This is a genomic window from Nocardia sp. NPDC003999 (assembly GCF_053604885.1).
This window is the reverse complement of sequence record NZ_JBSGIB010000001.1, coordinates 690877-710856: the sequence shown is the minus strand read 5'-3', so window position 1 is coordinate 710856 and position 19980 is coordinate 690877. Positions and strand designations below refer to the sequence as shown.

Here is a 19980-nt window from a genome sequence, read left to right as displayed (position 1 = left end):
ACGGACGTAGTCGGTCGGTGACTCCGCGCATGGCCGGAGCGAAGGCGGAGGTACGCCCGCATCGGTAGGCTCGCTGCTGTTGATCATGCGGCGATCGGAGGACGGGTGCGCAAGTCCCTGCTTGTGCTGCCCGCCGGATCGGCGGCGGGGTGCCGGATGTGACGACAGAGTCCGCGAAATCCGTTGTCCGCATGGGTGAAGCGGACGGTCGACAACAGCGACCACCGCGCATGGGGCGGCGGCTGGTGATCGCGCACCCCGCGAATCCGTCCACCGCCTACTCGGGGAGTATCGCGAAAGCCGGTGCGGCCGTGGCGAAGCAGGACGGAGCGGCGGATCTCGAACCCGACCCACCCGCGCCGGGCGCGGGCAGGACGTGGGTGTGGAGTTTCGTCGGCGTGGCGTCCCGTGCGTCGCCGCTGACGATGGAGTACGCGCGTCCGTGGGAGCCGGGTTCCGAACCGGCCCGGACGTTTTCGTCGACGATCGAGGTGGAGCGATGACGAGCATTCCGGAATGCGGCGCCGAAGTGCGTGAGAACGGCGAGATCCGCGGCGTGGCAACGGCGTCGGACGTCGACGGGTTCCGGGCCCGGCACGCGGAGCTGGCCGGCGGCTACGGCGCGGGCGATCCGGACGACCCGGCCATGGTGCAGGCGATGCAGATGGTCCTGCATCTGCCGAAGATCGACCCGCCGCCGCGCAGTGCGCTGCTCGCCGCCGCCGCGTCGGCCGCGGTGGCACTGTGCCTGGACGAGCGAGTCGGGCCGGGCGGCGAGTGGGAAGAACGCTATCTGGCCTGGAAGCGCTCCCGGATCCGCAAGGTGGCTCGGCGCGCTCGCGGCGCACAGTGGCAGGCGACTTGCGCTGTCGCGGGCGTCACGGTGGAGATCGACGGCGCGCAGGCGCGGGCGCTGGTCCCGGGGCCGGTGGGGCAGGTCGACCCGCGAATCAAGCGTCTGCAGATCGGCGGCACCGACCTCACGCACGACGAGCCCGGCCCGCCCGATCCTGAACTGCCGGTGCTGTGGGTGAACGCCGGGCTCGGGATGACGTTGGGCAAGGCCGCCGCGCAGGTGGGTCACGCGAGCATGCTGCTGGCCGGTGCGCTGCCGGTGGAGCACGCGCTGCGCTGGGCGGAACTCGGCTTCCGCTGCGCGGTCCGCGAGGCCGACCCGCGGCGCTGGGCGTCGCTGGCCGAGCACGTGGCGGAGGGCGCGGCGATCGCGGTGCGCGACGCGGGATACACCGAAGTGGCGCCGGGCTCCATGACGGTGATCGCGGTGCCCGCCCGGTCCTGGTGAACCCTCCGCTACGGCGCGGCGCGCGTGTCGGTCGGTGCGGCCGATCCGGCCGGGACGGCGGCGTTCCAGCACAGATCGACCGACCGGGTCGGTTTTCCCTCCCTGCGTTGGCAAGTGCCCCCCGGGGTGGGCCAAGATGGAGCGCGTGCCGCAACCGGATCCCGATCTGCTCATCGATTTCACCGACGTGACCGTCCGCCGCTCCGGCCGTACTCTCGTCGGGCCGGTCACCTGGCAGGTCGAGCTCGACGAACGCTGGGTGGTCCTCGGCCCCAACGGCGCGGGCAAGACCTCGCTGCTGCGTATGGCCGCCGCCGAACTGCATCCCACCGCGGGCATCGCCCATCTGCTCGGGGAGCGCATCGGAAAGGTGGACATCAGCGAGCTGCGCCCGCGCATCGGGCTGTCGTCGGCGGCGGTGGCCAGCCGGGTTCCGACCGACGAGAAGGTCAGCGATCTGGTGGTGTCCGCGGGTTACGCGGTGCTCGGCCGCTGGCGGGAGCGCTACGACGACGTGGACACCGATCGCGCCATCGACATGCTGGAAAGCCTCGGAGCCGAACATCTCTCCGACCGCACCTACGGAACGCTGTCGGAGGGCGAACGCAAACGCGTGCTCATCGCCCGCGCGCTGATGACCGATCCCGAGCTGCTGCTGCTCGACGAGCCCGCCGCGGGCTTGGACCTGGGCGGCCGCGAGGAACTGGTGGAGCGGCTCGGCGATCTCGCCGCCGATCCGGACTCGCCCGCGATCGTGCTGGTCACCCACCACGTGGAGGAGATCCCACCCGGATTCACCCACGGCCTGCTGCTCAACGAGGGCGAAGTGGTCGCGCAGGGCCTGCTCTCCGACGTGCTCACCGCCGAGAACCTCAGCGACGCCTTCCGCCAGTCGATCGCCCTGGATCGAGTCGACGGCCGCTACTTCGCGCGGCGTTCGCGGCGGGCGGGCAGTCACCGCACCCGCTGACTCGGACGGCGTGCGATCGCGCAGTTTGGGTGCGTTGTGCGTACCTCCGCCTTCGCTCCGGGCGTGCGCGTTGTGTGTACCTCCGCGTTCGCTCCGGGCGTGGGCGGGCTGCGGACGGACGACGTCCGACTTCGCGTGTTGTGCGTACGCGTTCGCTCCGGGCGTGGGCGGGCTGCGGACGGACGACGTCCGACTGCGCCTGTTGTGCGTGCTTTCGCCTTCGCTCCGGCCGTGCGCGGGCTGAGGACGGACTTCCGACTGCACCTATTAAGGTGCAAGGGTGAGTGAGACAGTAGCGCAGGCAGACTCTCAGCAACCCGAACCGCCGCTCAAAGACGCGTCCACCGTGATGCTGGTGCGCGACGGAGCCGACGGGCCCGAGATCTTCCTGCAGCGCAGGGTCGGCGCGATGGCGTTCGCCGCGGGCATGACCGTGTTCCCCGGCGGCGGCGTCGACCCGTCCGACGGAACCGCCGACATCGCCTGGGCCGGTCCCGAACCCGCATGGTGGGCCGAACAATTCGCGACCAGCGAAACCAGGGCGAAGGCGCTGGTCTGCGCTGCCGTCCGGGAGACGTTCGAGGAGTGCGGCGTGCTATTGGCCGGGCCGACCGCCGACAGCGTCGTCTCCGACACCACCGATTACCACGAGGCCCGCGCAAGGCTCGAGCGCAGGGAACTGTCGCTGGCGTCCTTCCTCGCGGAGGAGAAGCTGGTGCTGCGCGCCGACCTGCTGCGGCCGTGGGCGAACTGGATCACGCCGGTCATCGAGCCGCGTCGCTACGACACTCGCTTCTTCGTCGCGGTGCTGCCGCAGGGGCAGCTCGCCGACGGCGCCACCTCCGAGGCGGCGGAGGTGCAGTGGCGCACCCCCGCCGAGGCGCTGGCACGGTGGCGCTCGGGAGCAGACGTCCTGCTGCCACCGACTTGGTCGCAGCTGATCGCGCTCGGCGAATTCGGCTCCACCGCCGACATCCTCGCCGCGCGGCGGACTATCGATCCGATCATGCCGGTGCTGGCCGATCTGGACGGCAAACAGCTGCTGTCCTTCCCGGACAACCGACGCTATTTCGCCGATCTCCCCGATGCCGGGCGGCTCAAGGGCTCGGCGCGCCCGTGACCGTTCGGGCGCTCCCCGCCTGAGCGGGCTTTCCGGCCATGCTGCGGTGTCTGCCGGCCGTGCACAGGTCTGCCGTGCGGGCTTGCCCGGTAGTGGTAGGGCACCGGCGAGGGGTGTGCCGCCTGCCGGGTCCGACCGCCCGCGCTATGCCTCCTGTCCGCATCGGCGGACCCTCGCGCTGACATCGTGCCGCGGTTCTGAGGGCCCACCGCTCACGCCGGTCAGCACCCGGTAGCGTGCGTCCCATGGCCGAATTCGTGACCCTGGAGCTGACCGAAGGCGATGCCGCGCGGCGCGTGGCCGTCCTCCGGATCGCCCGCCCGCCGATGAACCTGCTGAACCTGCAGCTGGCGCGCGAACTGGCCGAGGCGGCGGACGCCGTCGCGGCGGACCAGGGTGTCGCCGCGGTGGTGGTGTACGGCGACGAACGAGTGTTCTCGGCGGGCGACGACGTGGCCGAACTGTTCGGGCTCGGCAGCGCCCAGGCCGCCGCCATGGCGGCCGACCTGCAGCACGCCCTTGGCTGTCTGGCCCGGATCCCGCAACCCACCGTCGCGGCGATCAGCGGTTACTGCCTCGGCGGCGGGCTGGAGTTGGCTCTGGGAGCGGACCGCCGCATCATCGGTGACAACGTCAAATTGGGCCTGCCGCAGATCGAGACGGGATTGATCCCGCTCGCGGGCATCCGGCGCCTGTCCCTGCTGATCGGGCCGGGCGCGGCCAAGGACCTCGTCTACACCGGTCGTTTCGTCGAACCGGACGAGGCGAAGGCGCTCGGCCTCGTCGACGAAGTCGTCGCGCCGGACGACGTGTACACCGCCGCGATGCGGTGGGCGCGCCAGTTCGCCGACGGTCCCGCCCGCGCGCTGGCCGCCGCGAAAGCGGTTTTCGAAGCCGGTCCGCACGGCCTCGATCGCGCCCGCGGCGAGTGGTCGGCCCTGTTCACGACGGAAGATCGCCTGATAGGAACAGGTTCTTATCTGGCCAACGGTCCAGGGTCGGCCGAATTCGTGGGCCGATAGCAGGCGTCAACTGCGGATTTGGGTAGGCTTGCCGACCATGACGGTACGTCCCGACGACCCCGCGCCGAACCCGCACGCCACCGAGGCAGAGGTCGAAGCAGCGCTCAAGGATACGAAGCTGGCCCAGGTGCTCTACCACGACTGGGAAGCCGAGACCTATGACGACAAATGGTCCATTTCCTATGACGAGCGCTGTATCGAATACGCGCGCGGCCGGTTCGACTTGGCCGTCGGCCCCGCGCCGCTGCCCTACGGCAAGGCGCTCGAACTGGGCTGCGGTACCGGATTCTTCCTGCTGAACCTGATGCAGGCGGGCGTGGCGAAATCGGGCTCGGTCACCGACCTGTCGCCGGGCATGGTGAAGGTGGCGCTGCGAAACGCGCAGAACCTCGGACTGGACGTGGACGGCCGGGTCGCCGACGCGGAGACCATCCCCTACGACGACGACACCTTCGATCTGGTGGTCGGCCACGCGGTGCTGCACCACATCCCCGACGTCGAGCTGGCGCTCAAGGAGTGCCTGCGCGTGCTGAAGCCGGGCGGCCGCTTCGTGTTCGCCGGTGAGCCGACCACGGTCGGCAACTTCTACGCCCGCTGGCTGGGCCGCATCACGTGGAAGGCCACCACCACGGTGACCAAGCTGCCGATGCTCAGCGACTGGCGGCGTCCGCAGGAGGAGCTGGACGAGTCCTCGCGCGCGGCGGCCCTCGAGGCCGTCGTCGACCTGCACACCTTCGATCCGCGCTCCCTGGAGTCGATGGCTCGCTCGGCGGGCGCCGTCGAGGTGGCGGCCAAGACCGAGGAGTTCGCGGCCGCCCTGTGGGGCTGGCCCGTGCGCACCTTCGAGGCCGCGGTCCCCGCCGAGAAGCTCACCTGGCGCTACCGGATGGCGATGTACCGCGCCTGGCTGGGCCTGAGCTGGGTGGACGAGAACGTCATGCGCCGTGTCGTCCCGCGCCAGTTCTTCTACAACGCCATGATCACCGGCGTGAAGCCCACCTCCGCCGGAAAGTAGTGGCGCGCGATACCTGTCGCGACCGCATCGCTCATCGCGGCAGCACCATCGGGGCTGCCGCGGTGGGTTTACACGCGCCCATATCGCCGCGCCGGTTCGAATGCCGTGACCGGGCTCGGTCTTCCACGATCCGAACCGGCACGATCACGATCGCCGGAATCAGGCGGGTCGACTCGATCCCTATGCGGGGCCGATAGTGGGCTATCTCTTCACCCGCGACGACGTCGGGTACCTGGGTAGCGCGACCGGTCGGGCCGCACTGGCCGAAGTGGATCGCCTGGCGCTGACGTCCGTGTCCCTGCTGAAGGATCTCGAGCAGGTGCGCGGCGCCTATGGTGACCGCGCTGCGGCGCTGGTCGAGACGGTCCGGTTGCGCCGCCGCGCCACGGCCAAACTGGCCGACGCGGGGGAGTGGTTGTTCACCGACGACGCCTTGCAGCAGGCGACCCCGACCGCTGTCGCCAGGCACCGGGCCACGCGCCTGGCCGGGCGGGCGGTGCACGACGTGACCTGCTCGATCGGCGCGGAGCTGGCGGCCCTGGCGCCGCACTGTCCCGCCGTGCTCGGCAGCGATCTGGACGATGTACGGTTGGCGATGGCGTCCCGCAATCTGTCCGGTCATCGGAATGTCTTGCTGGCCAAGGCGGATGCGCTGACGCCGTGCAGCGTCGACACCGTCGTGACCGCCGACCCGGCCCGGCGCGCCGACGGCCGCCGCACCCACGACCCGGCCAAACTGCAACCGCCACTGCCGGATCTGCTAGACGCCTATCGTGGGCGCGATCTCGCCGTGAAGTGCGCGCCCGGTTTGGATTTCGACCGTCTCGGCTGGCCCGGCGAGGTGGAGGTGGTGTCGCTCGACGGCTCCGTGCGCGAGGCGTGCCTCTGGTCGTCGGGACTCACCGAGCCCGGCGTCACCCGTCGGGCCACGGTGCTCTCCTCCAAGGCCGCCGCCTGGACTATCACCGACGCCGAACCCGACGTCATCGACGAGCGCCCGCCGGGGCAGTGGATCGTCGACCCGGACGGCGCGGTCGTGCGCGCCGGTCTCGTCCGCCACTACGCCGCGAAACACGGCTTGTGGCAACTCGATCCCCGCATCGCCTATCTCACCGGCGACACCGTGCCCGAGGGAGTACGTGGCTTCCGCGTCCTCGACCGTATGGACTTCCGCGAGAAGGCGCTCCGCGCCGAACTGCATCGCCGTGACTGCGGACCCCTCGAAATCCTCGCCCGGGGTGTCGACATCGACCCCGATGCCCTCCGTTCGCGCCTCAAGCTCCGTGGCAGTCAACCGCATACGCTGGTGATCACTCGCATAGGCCGTAGCGCGACGGTCTTCCTCTGTGTCACCCCGTGACCATCCGGGGCGAATCGTGCCCTACGCCGGAAGTCCCGCGACGACGAGCCGTGCGGCGTCGGCACACCGTTGGTCCGTCGGCTGTGCGGGCAGATCGCTGCCGAAGATCGGCGACTCTACCGGCCGCGCCGACCGTCCGCGTCGCCCGCGCGGATCAACCCCGCGTCTGCACTGCGGGCCCGGTATCCGAAACGAGTCTGCCCGGCTGGTATCCGCGCGCGGGCCGCTCCAGCGGGCTCCGCACCCGGACCTCGCGACCGGGCGCTATTCCGGTGTGAACGCGAAGATCTCGCCGATGCGGGTGGCGACCACGACTTCACCCTTCGCGCCGACCGACGTACCGGTGGTCGTACCCTTCGCGCCCGGGAGGACGTCGGAATCGATGGTGGTTCCGGTCCGCGTGTCGAAGGTGACGAGGTTCAGGCCGTCGCCGATCGCCGCGGTGACGTAGCCGGTGTCGCCCGCCGTCTGCGCCGCAGGGCCGCGCAGCGCCAGATCCTTACGTTCCCAAACCGTCTCGACACTGTCGCCGTTGTCCCGCAGTGCGAGCAGGTAGCCTTCCTCGCCCGACGGGATGATCAGGCCGTCGTCGGACACCGAGATGCCGCCGCGCGGCGTCCAATCCAGCCGGTGCACCCACTTGGTCCGCCCGTCAACGGTGTCGAGCGCGATCAGGCGGTTGTTGTTGTCGCCGACGTAGACGGTGCCGCCGTCGGCGGACAGGGCCGGACTGGTCGCGCTGCCACCGAGCAACAACTCGGCGCTCCACTCCCGCGCGACCTTCGCGCCGGTGTAGCGCAGCGCGACGAGGGACGCGGCAGGCCGCCCCGGCTGCCACAACGTCACGTAGAAACGGCCACTGGCGGCGTCGATGGGGGAGATGTTCGCGACCGGGCAGTGCGGCCCTCCGGTGGCGCAGTCGTCCAGTCCCTGGCCCGCGTCCGGCCAGCCGAGGCCCGCGTGCGCGAGGAAATCCGGTTCGCCGAGCAACTGCACGCTCGGAACCGCCCGGTCCCCGGTCTGCCTGGACAGCACGTCGACCTGACCGGACTGGCTGATCGTCAGCAGTTTGCCGTCCCCGGTGAACTGCACCGAGACCGGCGTTCCGGCCACGGGCGTCGCCCACCGCGGCTGGCCCAGGTAGTTGAAGGAGATCACCCTGCTGTCGTCGCCGATGTAGACATTGGACATCCAGTCGACCGCCGACGGCGAGGAGATCGCGCTCGGGCCGAGGGCGTTGCAGAACCGCTTGCGGCCGGTGGCCATCTGGAAGGAGAAGATCGAGCAGTTCGCCAGACGCGTGGTGACGAACAGCTGGCCGTCGGGCCCCAGCGTGATCGGCTGGGCGATCGGTCCGCCGACCGGCCGCTGCCAGCTCAGTCCGAGCTTCCGCGACCCGGTGACCGGAGCGGTGCCGCTGTTGCGGCCGTCGTGGTAGGCGGCGGTCCAGCCCTTGCCGGTGCCGACGGTGATGTCGTCGTAGTCGGTGCCGCAACCGGCCAGCGTCAGCGCGCCGACCGCGGCCAGCACGACCGCGGCGCGTTTCCGGGACGGTCGCCACATGGAAGTAGCCAGTACGCCGCCGCTTCGCACCTGCCGTACTCCTGTCGTCGTTGGCTCGCACCCGCGCCCTGTCCGGCGCAGGAGTCACTGTACGGGAGGCCTTTGCGCGGGTGAACGAGTCCCGGCGTTGTCGTAGCGGGTGCTCGTCGCGATGCTCGCCACGGGCGATAGGCTCTATCCGTCGCCGCCGAGGCGGGCGACGGCCGGTAGGACCACGACAGGAGAACCGTTCGTGACGAGCATGTGGGGCGCACCGTTGCGCTCGCGCTGGCGGGGATCGCGCCGCCGGGATCCGCAGCAGGCGCGTTTTCTGACGCGGGCGTCGCTGCGCTGGGTGCTCGCGAACCGGGCGTACACGCCCTGGTATCTGGTGCGTTACTACCGGCTGTTCAAGTTCCGCCTGGCCAACCCGCACATCGTGCTGCGCGGCATGGTCTTCCTCGGCCGCCGCGTCGAGATCCACGCCACGCCGGAACTGAGCCGCATGGAGATCGGCCGCTGGGTGCACATCGGCGACGGCAACGCGATCCGCTGCCACGAGGGTTCGCTGCGCATCGGCGACAAGGTGGTGTTCGGCAAGGACAACGTGGTCAACACCTACCTCGACATCGAGATCGGGGAATCGACCCTGGTCGCCGACTGGTGCTACATCTGCGACTTCGACCACAAGATGGACGACATCAACGTGCCGATCAAAGACCAGGGCATCGTGAAGAGCCCGGTGCGCATCGGCCCCGACACCTGGATCGCGGCCAAGGTGACCGTGCTGCGCGACACCCGCGTCGGGCGCGGCTGCGTGCTCGGCGCGCACGCCGTGGTCAAGGGCGAGATCCCGGACTTCAGCATCGCCGTCGGCGCGCCGGCCAAGGTGGTCAAGAACCGCAAGGCGGCCTGGGAGGCGGGCGCCGAGCAGCGCGCCGAATACCTTGCCGCGCTGGAGGACATCGCGCGCAAGAAGAACGGTGCCGCGCAGAACGCCTGAGAGTTCGTCGGTCCGGGCGGGTAGGTTCGCGCTATGACTGCCTACGCCGCCCTGTTGCGCGGGATCATGCCGAGCAATCCGAACATGAGCAACGCGAAGTTGCGCGCGGTGTTCGAATCGCTCGGATTCGAGGGCGTCGGTTCGGTGCTGACCAGTGGCAACATCGTGTTCCGCAGCGCGGAGACCGACGTGCCCGCGCTCGAGGAGCGTATCCAGCAGGCGCTGGTCCAGGAATTGGGCATCGGCGGCGGCACGATCATCCGCAGCCACGACGAACTGCGCGCGTTGCTGGACACCGACCCTTTCCACGGCCTGACCCACGGACGCGGCACGTATCTGATCGCCACGTTCCTCAAGGACACGGCCGAGCCTCCGGCAACCCTGCCCGAGCGGCCGGACCCGCTCACCCGGGTCGTGGGCTACGACGAGGCGGCCCGTGCCTTCCTCGCGGTCATCGACAACAGTCAGCCGGGCAAGACGCCCGACTTCATGGCCTGGCTGGAGAAGACATACGGCAAGGACATCACCACCCGCACCTGGCTCACGATCGAGCGCGTCGTCAAGAAACTGGCGGCTTAGCGGGCTACTTCGGATCGCGTTCCGGCAGCGGGCGTTCCACGATGGACGGGCGGCCCAACGGGTTGCGCACCCGCCGCTTGGCCGAGTGGTACACCTGAGCGGTCTCGGCGGCCACCACATCCCAGGCGAAGTCGGCGGTGAGCCGTTCCCGGGCGGCGTAGGCGCGCTGCTGCGCGGCGGCGGGATCGTCGAGGGTGGCGCGGACCGCCTCGACCAATCCGTCGACGTCGGCGGGCGCGAAGGAGGCGCCGGTGACGCCGTCGATCACGGCCTCGCCCAGGCCGCCCGCCGTCGAGGTGATCAGCGGGGTGCCCGCCGCGGCCGCCTCCAGCGCGACGATGCCGAACGGTTCGTATCGGCTCGGCAGCACGATCGCGTCGGCGCCGTGCAGCCAGCCGAGCAGTTCCGCGTGGTCGAGCTGACCGGCGAAGTTCACCGCGCGGGCGACGCGGTGCACCCGGGCGCGCTCGCGCAACCACTCGAACTGGGTGCCGACGCCCGCGACGGTCAGGGTGGTGCCGGGGTGGGCGCGGCGGATGCGCGGCAGCGCGGCGATCGCGTCCTGCACGCCCTTCTCGTACTCGAGCCTGCCCACGTACAGCAGCCGGGGCGGACCGCTGCGCGGCGCGCGCGGGCGGAAAGTCCACGCGCCCACGTCGATGCCGTTGCGGATCACCGTCATCGGGATCCGCTCCGGACCGTAGAGCCGCTCGACTTCGTCCTGCATGGACGACGAGCAGGTGATCAGCGCGTCGGACTCGTTGGCGAGCCACCACTCCACCGAGTGCACCTGCTTGTTGACCTTGCCCGCGACCCAGCCGCTGTGCCGCCCGGCCTCGGTGGCGTGGATGGTCGACACCAGCGGCACGTCGTAGTACTCGGCCAGGGCGATGCCGGGGTGGGCGACCAGCCAGTCGTGCGCGTGCACCACGTCCGGCGTCCAGCCGTCGCCGATGCCGGGCTTCCCGAGCGCGACGCCCGCGCGCACCATGGCGTGTCCCATGGCCAGCGTCCAGGCGAGCATGTCCTCGCCGAAGTCGAACACCGGCGGGTCCTCGGCGACCGCGACCACCAGCACGCCTTCGGCGATGTAGGAGTGCGTGGGATGGGTGGAGGCGTCGGTGCCGGAGGGGCGCCGGGACAGGACGACCACCTCGTGGCCGGCCGCGGCGAGTTCGACGGCGAGGTGATGCACGTGCCTACCCAGCCCGCCGACCACGACGGGTGGGTACTCCCACGACACCATCAAAATCTTCATGCAAGTCCTTCTGCGGCCGAGCCCGGGTCCGCCGGAACCGGTCCGTGGTCCGCGGTGGCGGAGTCCGGGCCTGGCTCGGCGGCGGATACTGCCCCGGTGGCGCTGGGTACGGACCCCGCGGACGTGAGTCGTCGCGCGTCCACGCCGGGGAAGAGTCCGTCAGCTGCCCCCCATCCTGCCGCCAACTGCCGTGCTTTCGCGAGTTGGCCCGCCCCGACGGCCGCGGCGATTTCCCGGACGGCGTGGGCGTGGCGGTGCGCGCGGTCGCGCGCGTACCCCGCGGCGGAGTCCTTGCTGACCATGAACGCCCAGTCGCTGGAGACGGTCAGGATCGCTTCGCGCAGCAGCTGATCGGCGACGTGATCGCGGAGTCCGGGTGCGCCGCCCTGGGCGGCGCGCATCTTGTCGACGGTGTCCAGGGTCAGCCGCACGATGTCGTCGTTGAGCTCGACCAGGTCGCGCACTTGTTCGCCCGCCCACACCCGCCAGTCCTTGCCCGAACCCCAGGACGAGTCGGCCAGTGGCACCGGTTCGCCCAGGTAGCCGCGCGCTCGGGCGTCGGCGAGGGTGCCCACGGTGACGCCCGCCTCCGGCAGCGCCCGCAGTACCTGCGCCAGCCACTGCGGGCCCTCGTGCCACCAGTGGCCGAACAGTTCGGTGTCGAACGCGGCGACGACCAGGGCGGGCCTGCCGATCCGCTCGGACTCGGAGATCAACCGCTCGCGCACCGTCCGCACGAAGTCGTCCACATCCCGGACGACGGCCGCGGCGGCGAGTTCCGGATCGTAGGGAGCCTTGTCCGGGCCCGCGACGGTCTTGCCGGTGACCCGCGCGGGTTTGAGACCTGTGGCGTGGTCATAGTGATGAAAGTCACGGTAGGCGCCGTGGCCGGGATAGCCGGATTTCGGTGACCACACGCGGTAACTCACCTGCAAATCGCGCCCGAACGCGACCACGTCGGAATCCCGGACCGGTCGGCCGAGCGTGGTATCGCCGCGCAGCGCGGGGCCGTCGACCATGAAATGCGTCACACCCGCGGTGGCGTAGCCGACCTCCATGCCGGGGGTGTAGCCGCATTCCGGCGCCCAGATGCCGGTCGGTGTGTGGCCCCAGCGGTGTCGCGCGTCGGCCAGGCCCTCGGTGAGCTGGAACTGGCGCAGCCGTGGGTCCAGCAGCGGCTGGAACGGGTGGGCCAGCGGGCCGCCGAGCAGTTCGATGGCCTCCGCGTCGACGAGCGCGCGCCAGACCGGCGCGGCGCCGTGCCGCCAGTACTGCTCGAACTCGGCCAGGGCGGCGGCGGCCAGGCGGTGTTCGTGCCTGCCCAGCGCGACATTGCCCGCCATGGCGGCTTCGTCGGCGCGCAGCTGCCAGTTGCCCAGCCAGTGGTGCATGCCCGCCAGGCAGTGCGGGTCGTCCAGCTGGGCCGCGAGTACCGGTGTGATACCGAGGCTGAGCAGATGCGAACGGCCTTCGGCCGCAAGGGTTCGCAACACTTCGACGACGGGCAGGTAGGAGGCGGCCCAGGACTGGTAGAGCCATTCCTCGCCGACCGGCCAGCGACCGTGATGTGCCAGCCAGGGCAGGTGGGAGTGCAGGACCAAGGTGAACTGGCCCGGCACGGGACTTGCCGCGTGCCCGCCGGGCACGGTACCGCGATCGGTCAAGGCTTCACCGCGATGGCGATCAGATCCAGGCTCGCGTCGATGTTCGCGGCCAGCAACTCGAAATCGTCCACCGCGACGCTCGCGACGTCCGCGGTGAGTTCCGCGGGCCAGGGTTCCCCGGCCAGCGCGCGTTCGATCTGCGCGTCGATGAACGACCCGCCGTGCTTGGCGTCCAATGCTTTCAGGCCGGGCCCGTGGTGCACGCCGATCATCTCCGACACCTCGAATCCGGCCTCGACCAGCAATTCGGTCAGCTCGGCCGCGTTGAGTTCCCTCGTGTGGAACGGGTTGAGCGGAGTGTCGCGACCGGGCGAGAAGGTGATCCGGTTGGGGGTGCTGATCAGCAGCTCACCGCCGGGACGAAGCACGCGCAGGCATTCGCGCAGGAACTGGGCCTGATCCCAAAGGTGCTCGATCACTTGGAAGTTCACCACGACGTCGACCGAGGCGTCCTCCAGCGGCAGCTCGGCGAGGTTGCCGTGGAGCATCTCCACGCGGGGGTAGCGCACGCGCACGTGTTCGACGGCGCCGGTGTCGTAGTCGACGCCGATCACCTTGGTGGCCACGCCGGCGATCATGTCGGCGCCGTAGCCCTCACCGGAACCCGCCTCCAGCACCGTCTTTCCGGCGCAACGGTCCAGCAGACGGGCGTAGGCGATCTCGTGCCTGCGGAACCAGTAGTTCTCCTCGGCGATGCCCGGAACGGTGCGCTCGCCGGTCAGCGGCAGTGGTTCGACGGCGCCGGTGCTCGTCTCGGATGCCACGGTGATGCCGGACGGGTCGTCCACTGCGGCAGGGATCACAGCCTCGCTCATCACTCCGACGTTACTGGCACGGCATCCGCGGGGCATACCCCACCCGGCTGCCCCGGAGGGCGGCTTCGCTCGCCGGGAAAGGGGTCGCCGGAACCGCGCACTGTAGTGCGTGGTAACCAATTGTGAGAGAGAAGCCACTAAGTTACCCACGGGTAACTTAACGTAAGGTAATGTCACGGCCTGAGCCACCCACCCGGGCGTACGGCGCAGTTCGTGCGACCACCACATACGTGTAACCAGAACAGGAGGTCGACGAAGACCGATGCCGAACATCGTCGTACTCATCAAGCAGGTTCCCGACACCTGGTCCGAGCGCAAGCTCACCGATGGTGACTTCACGCTCGATCGCGAGGCCGCCGACGCCGTCCTCGACGAGATCAACGAGCGCGCCGTCGAAGAGGCGCTGCTGATCAAGGAGGCCCAGGGCGGTGAGGTCACCGTGCTGGCCGCCGGTCCGGACCGCGCCACCGAGGCCATCCGCAAGGCGCTGTCCATGGGCGCCGACAAGGCCATCCACATCAACGACCCGGCCATCCACGGCTCCGACGCCGTGCAGACGGCGTGGGTGCTGGCGAGTGCGCTCGGTCAGGTCGAGGGTGTCGAGCTGGTCATCGCGGGCAACGAGGCCACCGACGGCCGCGCGGGCGCGGTGCCCGCGATCATCGCCGAGTACCTCGGCCTGCCGCAGCTGACGCACCTGCGCAAGCTGGTCGTCGACGGCGACAAGATCACCGGTGAGCGCGAGACCGACGAGGGCGTGTTCAAGCTGGAGGCCTCGCTGCCCGCCATCGTCAGCGTCACCGAGAAGATCAACGAGCCGCGTTTCCCGTCCTTCAAGGGCATCATGGCCGCGAAGAAGAAGGAAGTGCAGACCTTCACGCTGGCCGACCTGGGCGTCGACCCCTCGACCGTGGGCGTCGCGAACGCGGGTTCCGCCGTCACCGCCGCCACGCCGAAGCCTCCGCGCACCGCGGGCGAGAAGATCGCCGACGAAGGCGACGGCGGCACCAAGATCGCCCAGTACCTGATCGGCCAGAAGATCATCTGATCTCGGTAGCGCTGCAGACTTCCTAGGAGAGAACACATGGCTGAAGTACTCGTGCTCGTCGAGCACGCCGAGGGTGCGATCAAGAAGGTCAGCACCGAACTGCTCACCGCCGCTCGCGCCCTTGGCGAGCCCGCCGCCGTCGTGCTCGGCACGGCGGGCACCGGCGAGAAGCTGGCCGACGCGCTGGCCGCCGCGGGCGCCGAGAAGATCTACATCGCCGAGTCCGACGATGTGGAGAACTACCTGGTGACCCCGAAGGTCGACGTGCTGGCCGCGCTGACCGAGTCGGTCTCGCCCGCCGCCGTCATCGTCGCCGCCAGCGCCGAGGGCAAGGAGGTGTCGGGTCGCCTGGCCGCCCGCATCGGCTCCGGCCTGCTGGTCGACGTCATCGACGTGAAGTCCGACGGCACCGCCGTGCACTCCATCTTCGGTGGCGCGTTCACCGTCGACGCCAAGGTCACCGGCGATGTCCCGGTGATCTCGGTCCGCCCGGGCGCCGTCGAGGCCTCCGCGCAGGCCGGCGCAGGCGAGAAGGTGACCGTCGAGGTGCCCGCGCAGGAAGAGGGCGTGGTCAAGGTGACCTCGCGCGAGCCGGTCGTCGGCGGTGACCGCCCGGAACTCACCGAGGCGAGCATCGTGGTCTCCGGTGGCCGCGGCGTCGGTTCCGCCGACAACTTCTCGGTGGTCGAGGCCCTGGCCGACTCGCTCGGCGCGGCCGTGGGCGCTTCACGCGCCGCCGTCGACTCGGGCTACTACCCGGGCCAGTTCCAGGTCGGCCAGACCGGTAAGACGGTCTCCCCGCAGCTGTACATCGCCCTCGGCATCTCGGGCGCGATCCAGCACCGCGCGGGCATGCAGACCTCGAAGACCATCGTCGCCGTCAACAAGGACGAAGAGGCGCCGATCTTCGAGATCGCCGACTACGGCATCGTGGGCGACCTGTTCAACGTCGCGCCGCAGCTGACCGAAGCGGTCAAGACGCACAAGGGCTGACACCCTCGGAGCGATCGAGAAGTGGCCCCGACCGGACGGTCGGGGCCACTTTTTCTTCGCACATCCAAATAGCGGTGCTTGCAACGCTTTTGAGCTACTGTTGGCGTGCGTTGCTGCACTGCAGGATGGGGACAAGGGGGGCGATGAGCGGCGTCGTGGACAGCGGCAGTTCTCAGACGGCGACCGGCGTGGACGGCGGTCTGCCGATCACCGCGCGGCAGGAACAATTCAGCCTCGGTTTCGTGCGCATGGTCGCCGCCGCTGCGGGCTGTTCGGTCAAGAGTCACGAGACCGACTACGACGGGGTTGACATCACCATCGTGGCTTCCGCGGATTATGCGAGATACTACTGCCCCGAATTCGAAATGCAGCTCAAGTGCACGACGCAGCAGCACTTGCTCAGACCACAGGACATGACGTGGTCGATGAAGCGAGACGGGTTTCTCAAGCTGGTGAATCCCAAACGGTTCGTCCCGGCAGTGCTCGGCGTGTTGCTCATACCGGATGAGCCGGATGAACTGCTAGACCTTTCCGAGGACGGCCTCAGAACATCCAGCCGCATGTACTGGGAACGCGCGGCGAACCTCGGCGGGATCGAGGACGATAAAGCCAGCAAGACGGTCCACCTACCGCGAAGTAACCTCTTCGACGTGGGTGGACTGCGCGGCATCATGCAGTCGATCGGCGAAGGAGGTCAGTGGTGAGAAGTACTCCGCTCGACAGCCTCCGGGAGGTCGCGTCCGCGCTATCGCCCCCAGCTGTGTCCCAGTACCTCGCGACCCATGACTGGCAGCTCGAGGTTCGCGAGCAAGGTGTCAAAGAGATTTGGCAACTTTCGGGCGAGGACGGCCTTCTAGGGCGGATCATGCTGCCCTTGGCGACCGATTACGTCGACTTCTCCCGGCGGTTCCGCGAAACACTGCAATCGCTCGCCACCATCTACGACTGGGACCCAGTGCAACTGGTCGAACGAATAGCGGCTGCTCGAGCGGACTTGTTCTTCGTGCGACTCGACCAGGAAATGAGTGACGGCACCATCCCGTTCCGGCAGGCCGAGACAACCTTGGAAGCCCTGTTCACGATGATGAAGGCCGCCGCGACCACTGCCGACGACCCGACCCACTCGCATCGGGGTCGCAGATCGGCCGTGGTCACCAATTTTCTGGAAGACGACATTCGTCTCGGACACACCAGGCGCGGCAGTTTCGTGTTCACCGTGGTGACCCGTCTCGGTGAGATTCCGTTACCGCAAGTCGCCGGGCCACCAGCGGTGCCGTTTCCGCGCAAGGTGATGACGACGTTGGCGACAGGTCTGCAGTCGGCGCGGCAGCTCGCGCTCGACTGGGACGAGCGCGCCTTAGACCACGCGGGACAGTTGGGCCTGAGTGGCAGTTTGGTCGAATCTGTGCTGGACCTGACGCAGCCCGAAGCCCTACGCGCACTCGATCTATCCTTCGACTGGGCAGCCGGCGAGCGGCCGCCGGAGGTCGAGACCTCACGGATCGTTATCGACCGCAACGCGATGGCGGGGTTGCCTCGTGTCCGAGAGCGTTTGGTTCGCCGTGAAGAGCCGCCGCGTCATTTGACCCTGATCGGTCTGGTGCGCACCCTGAACCGGGATGACCTCGGTGACGATGACCAAGAAGCCACGAGCATCGTATTGTCGGCACACGTAGACGGACGTCTGCGAAAAGTGCACGTACCGCTCGTCGGTGACGACTATCAGTGGGCGATCCGCGCACACCAGAGCAAGCAGCCGATTGTCGTGTCCGGCGATCTCGTGTTCGAACGCGGTGCTTGGCGCCTGACCGGGATGATCAGCCTGGACTCGAGTTATCTACACCGGGAGAGCTGACGTCGGCGTGCGAGAAACTCTGCCCGGGATCTGGTCGATGCGAAAGTCGCCCGTCAACAAGGACGAAGAGGTGCCGATCTTCGAGATCGCCGACTTCGGCATCGTGGGCGACCTGTTCAACGTCGCGCCGCAGCTGACCGAAGCGGTCAAGACGCACAAGGGCTGACGCCTTTCGCTGATTTGGTCAGCCTGCGGTTCTGGTGCGCGATCCCCAACGCGCCCTTGGGATTACCAGATGGCCCGAGACTGCTCGTGGTCGGCACGGTTGATGACCCGATTCGCCGATCTCACGCGTTGCTTGCTAGTTTCATCGGCGTCAAGTCCCCCGAAGGGGGGGAGTCATCGACACTAGGGGATTCAGAAGTGAAGAAGACGGTTACGGGACTGCTGATGGGCGCGCTGGCCACGGGGGCACTGATCGCCTTGGCGCCTGCGGCGCAGGCAGAGGTGTATCCGAACGAAAAGGAATGCCTGGCCGCCGCGAAGCGAGAGGAGGCGCGGCGCGTTTCCGAGGGTGACATCAACGTCCCCCATTACAGCTGCAAGGCCGTAGGAAACGGCTGGCGAGTGGGCATCTTCCGCTGATCGGAGTGGTGAGGGCGGGCTGACCTGATCCGCACCACCCTCGCCGGACGATCTGTCGCACAACCCCAGGACCACCGCGTCGATTGCTGCGCGGTGGTCCTGTCCCGTTTTCGACCACCGCCGAAAATACTTGCCTCCGGCCACCGGAACTCTCGTGTGAGACCGATGATGGCCTGTCGAGAGGCTGCGAGGCAGGCCGGTTCGGCGGCGGCCGACTGGCAATTCGAGTCTCGCGATCCACCACTTGCGACTGTGACCTGATCCAACTGGTCGAGCGAATAGCCGCCGCGCGGCCGACATGTTGTTCGTGCGCCTCGCGAGGAAACGAGAGAACTGACACCGGGTTCGAGCGACTCCGCCGAGGCGCTGGTCGGCTCGAACCGTTGTGGCCAATGAGGATGTAGTGGCGCTGATCGTCGAGCGCTTGGTTCGTTGTGCTCGGTCGGGAAAAATCGGCGCGAAATTGGTGCGAACTCTCGAGGCCAGGTGAGCGAAAATCGTGACCGCTGCGAAAGAAATTACGGCGCAGGTGATTTCGCGTCGGCGATGCGGGTGGCGGACTTACACTCGGCCGGTGAGCATCCCAACGGAACCGATCGGTAGCATCCCTCGACCTCACGATCTGTTGGCCGCCATGGCCGACGAATCCGGCGACGCCGCCGCGCTCGCCGAACTCCAGCGCAGCGCGGTCGCCGAGACCGTCCGCAAGCTGGAAGAACTCGGCTCTCCCGTCGTCACCGACGGCGAGCAGTCCAAGCCGAGTTTCGCCACCTATCCGATTGCCGGGCTGGATAATCTGGCCCCGGACGGGGCGATCATCCCGTTCGCCGACGGACACCAGAGACAGCTGCCCCGGCTGGCCTCCGGTCCGTTCCGCTATGCCGCGCACGCGGCGGACTACCTGCGCGACGCGCAGCAGCACGCCACCGTTCCGGTGAAGCAGGCCGTCATCGCGCCATCGGCGCTGAGCCTGCTGTATCCGGCCGACGGGATCGAGGGTTACCCCCGCGAGCAGTTCCTCGCCGACCTCGCCGACGCGGCGGAGGCCGATATCCGCGCCTGCCTGGAGGCGGGCGCGCACCTGGTGCAACTCGACTTCACCGAAGGGCGACTGTCGCTCAAGCTGGATCCGAGCGGCGGTGTGCTCGACCAGTTCATCGAGCTGAACAACACAGTGCTCGACCGATTCTCGGACGAGGAGCGAGCCAGGATCGGCGTGCACACCTGCCCGGGCGGCGACCAGGACTCCACGCACAGCCTGGACGTGGACTACGTCGAATTGCTGCCGAAGCTGCTGCAACTGCGAGTGGGCGCGTTCTACCTCCAGTTCGCGAGCGAGCCGGATCCGGAGAAGGTGCTCGCAGTGGTCGCCGAACACCTGCCCGCCGAGGCGCGGGTGTTCATCGGTGTCACCGACCCGATCGACCCGCAGGTCGAGACACCCGAACAGGTCCGCGACCGGGTGCTGCTCGCCGCCCGCTACCTGCCCGTCGATCGGTTGGGCACCTGCGACGACTGCGGCTTCTCGCCGTTCGCCGACGACACCTCCACCTCGCGGGAGACCGCGTTCGCCAAGATCCGTGCGCGTATCGAGGGCACGGCGCTGGCGGCGACGGAATTGGGCGTCTGAATTGCGGTGACTCGCCCCGGTTCAGGCCGGGGCCGGTCCTCTCGCGCAGGGTCGGATTGCGGTTGCAAGCTGGTTCAGCCCAGACACGCAGCAGGGTCGTTGCGTTGTAGTGGAATTCGATAGACGCATGTGGAGCGGCCCCGCTCCGGACGGTGCGGCCGGTCGTTCCGGTTACGTGTGCGAGTTCCCGTCAGGCGGTGAATTCTCTGTCTTGTACG

The 19980-nt window shown here is 68.8% G+C and carries 19 protein-coding genes and 1 pseudogene; 16 read left to right on the top strand and 4 right to left on the bottom strand.

The features are described 5' to 3' along the window. The first annotated feature begins 158 nt into the window (after nucleotides 1–158). The 7 genes from ACWESM_RS03450 (at nucleotide 159) to ACWESM_RS03420 (ending at nucleotide 6790) form a co-directional block, all read left to right on the top strand. The gene (locus tag ACWESM_RS03450; RefSeq protein ID WP_452490895.1) at nucleotides 159–503 is read left to right on the top strand and encodes a protease inhibitor I42 family protein; all 345 of its coding nucleotides are present in this window, start codon (nucleotides 159–161) and stop codon (nucleotides 501–503) included. Beyond that, nucleotides 500–1303, top strand: a complete 804-nt coding sequence (locus ACWESM_RS03445) for an aminoacyl-tRNA hydrolase (RefSeq protein WP_452490894.1) — start codon at nucleotides 500–502, stop codon at nucleotides 1301–1303. Before ACWESM_RS03450 ends, ACWESM_RS03445 begins: the two co-directional genes overlap by 4 nt. A gap of 136 nt (nucleotides 1304–1439) precedes the next feature. Continuing rightward, entirely contained in the window at nucleotides 1440–2273 is an 834-nt protein-coding gene (locus ACWESM_RS03440; protein WP_364429369.1) for an ABC transporter ATP-binding protein, read from the top strand. Nucleotides 2274–2622: 349 nt separating this feature from the next. After that, nucleotides 2623–3393, top strand: coding sequence for an NUDIX hydrolase (locus tag ACWESM_RS03435; protein ID WP_355078832.1), 771 nt, complete (start codon nucleotides 2623–2625; stop codon nucleotides 3391–3393). 245 nt (nucleotides 3394–3638) lie between these two features. Then, nucleotides 3639–4415 carry an enoyl-CoA hydratase-related protein gene (locus ACWESM_RS03430; RefSeq protein ID WP_355078767.1) on the top strand — a complete coding sequence of 259 codons (777 nt, stop codon included), beginning with the start codon at nucleotides 3639–3641 and terminating at the stop codon, nucleotides 4413–4415. A 37-nt stretch (nucleotides 4416–4452) separates the two neighbouring features. Continuing rightward, on the top strand, nucleotides 4453–5430 hold the full coding sequence (locus tag ACWESM_RS03425; protein ID WP_364429365.1) for a class I SAM-dependent methyltransferase: 978 nt from the start codon (nucleotides 4453–4455) through the stop codon (nucleotides 5428–5430). A gap of 196 nt (nucleotides 5431–5626) precedes the next feature. Continuing rightward, nucleotides 5627–6790 (top strand): THUMP-like domain-containing protein, encoded by a 1164-nt coding sequence (locus ACWESM_RS03420; RefSeq protein WP_364429362.1) that lies wholly within the window; start codon nucleotides 5627–5629, stop codon nucleotides 6788–6790. A gap of 264 nt (nucleotides 6791–7054) precedes the next feature. Here ACWESM_RS03420 and ACWESM_RS03415 read toward each other — a convergent pair whose 3' ends face one another. Further along, on the bottom strand, nucleotides 7055–8353 hold the full coding sequence (locus ACWESM_RS03415; protein WP_364429359.1) for an outer membrane protein assembly factor BamB family protein: 1299 nt from the start codon (nucleotides 8351–8353) through the stop codon (nucleotides 7055–7057). 232 nt (nucleotides 8354–8585) lie between these two features. On the opposite strand from ACWESM_RS03415, the gene ACWESM_RS03410 reads away from it, so the two are divergent. Further along, a complete protein-coding gene (locus ACWESM_RS03410; RefSeq protein ID WP_355078771.1) occupies nucleotides 8586–9335 on the top strand; it encodes an acyltransferase in 750 nt (249 codons plus the stop codon). 33 nt (nucleotides 9336–9368) lie between these two features. Then, nucleotides 9369–9914, top strand: coding sequence for a DUF1697 domain-containing protein (locus ACWESM_RS03405; RefSeq protein WP_355078772.1), 546 nt, complete (start codon nucleotides 9369–9371; stop codon nucleotides 9912–9914). Between the two features lie 4 nt (nucleotides 9915–9918). Here ACWESM_RS03405 and ACWESM_RS03400 read toward each other — a convergent pair whose 3' ends face one another. From ACWESM_RS03400 to ACWESM_RS03390, 3 genes are read right to left on the bottom strand one after another with little or no spacing between them, the layout of a single operon-like run. After that, entirely contained in the window at nucleotides 9919–11172 is a 1254-nt protein-coding gene (locus ACWESM_RS03400) for a glycosyltransferase family 4 protein (protein WP_039795312.1), read from the bottom strand. Further along, nucleotides 11169–12836: a 1,4-alpha-glucan branching protein domain-containing protein gene (locus tag ACWESM_RS03395; protein ID WP_452490893.1), complete on the bottom strand. Its 1668-nt coding sequence runs from the start codon at nucleotides 12834–12836 to the stop codon at nucleotides 11169–11171. Before ACWESM_RS03395 ends, ACWESM_RS03400 begins: the two co-directional genes overlap by 4 nt. Then, nucleotides 12833–13651, bottom strand: coding sequence for a methyltransferase domain-containing protein (locus ACWESM_RS03390; protein WP_355078774.1), 819 nt, complete (start codon nucleotides 13649–13651; stop codon nucleotides 12833–12835). Before ACWESM_RS03390 ends, ACWESM_RS03395 begins: the two co-directional genes overlap by 4 nt. A 262-nt stretch (nucleotides 13652–13913) precedes the next feature. Between ACWESM_RS03390 and ACWESM_RS03385 the strand changes: the two genes are divergently transcribed. The 7 genes and pseudogenes from ACWESM_RS03385 (at nucleotide 13914) to ACWESM_RS03355 (ending at nucleotide 19762) form a co-directional block, all read left to right on the top strand. Then, nucleotides 13914–14699: an electron transfer flavoprotein subunit beta/FixA family protein gene (locus tag ACWESM_RS03385; protein ID WP_355078775.1), complete on the top strand. Its 786-nt coding sequence runs from the start codon at nucleotides 13914–13916 to the stop codon at nucleotides 14697–14699. Between the two features lie 36 nt (nucleotides 14700–14735). After that, nucleotides 14736–15692, top strand: a complete 957-nt coding sequence (locus tag ACWESM_RS03380; RefSeq protein WP_355078776.1) for an electron transfer flavoprotein subunit alpha/FixB family protein — start codon at nucleotides 14736–14738, stop codon at nucleotides 15690–15692. 143 nt (nucleotides 15693–15835) lie between these two features. Continuing rightward, the gene (locus ACWESM_RS03375; protein ID WP_364429348.1) at nucleotides 15836–16396 is read left to right on the top strand and encodes a DUF4365 domain-containing protein; all 561 of its coding nucleotides are present in this window, start codon (nucleotides 15836–15838) and stop codon (nucleotides 16394–16396) included. A 56-nt stretch (nucleotides 16397–16452) separates the two neighbouring features. Further along, the gene (locus tag ACWESM_RS03370) at nucleotides 16453–17547 is read left to right on the top strand and encodes a hypothetical protein (protein WP_364429345.1); all 1095 of its coding nucleotides are present in this window, start codon (nucleotides 16453–16455) and stop codon (nucleotides 17545–17547) included. A 52-nt stretch (nucleotides 17548–17599) separates the two neighbouring features. Continuing rightward, nucleotides 17600–17713, top strand: a pseudogene (locus tag ACWESM_RS03365) (electron transfer flavoprotein subunit alpha/FixB family protein); the annotation flags it as partial. Between the two features lie 197 nt (nucleotides 17714–17910). Then, nucleotides 17911–18132 carry a hypothetical protein gene (locus tag ACWESM_RS03360; protein ID WP_356961115.1) on the top strand — a complete coding sequence of 74 codons (222 nt, stop codon included), beginning with the start codon at nucleotides 17911–17913 and terminating at the stop codon, nucleotides 18130–18132. A gap of 574 nt (nucleotides 18133–18706) precedes the next feature. Beyond that, a complete protein-coding gene (locus ACWESM_RS03355) occupies nucleotides 18707–19762 on the top strand; it encodes a cobalamin-independent methionine synthase II family protein (RefSeq protein WP_397275381.1) in 1056 nt (351 codons plus the stop codon). Nucleotides 19763–19980: the final 218 nt, after the last annotated feature.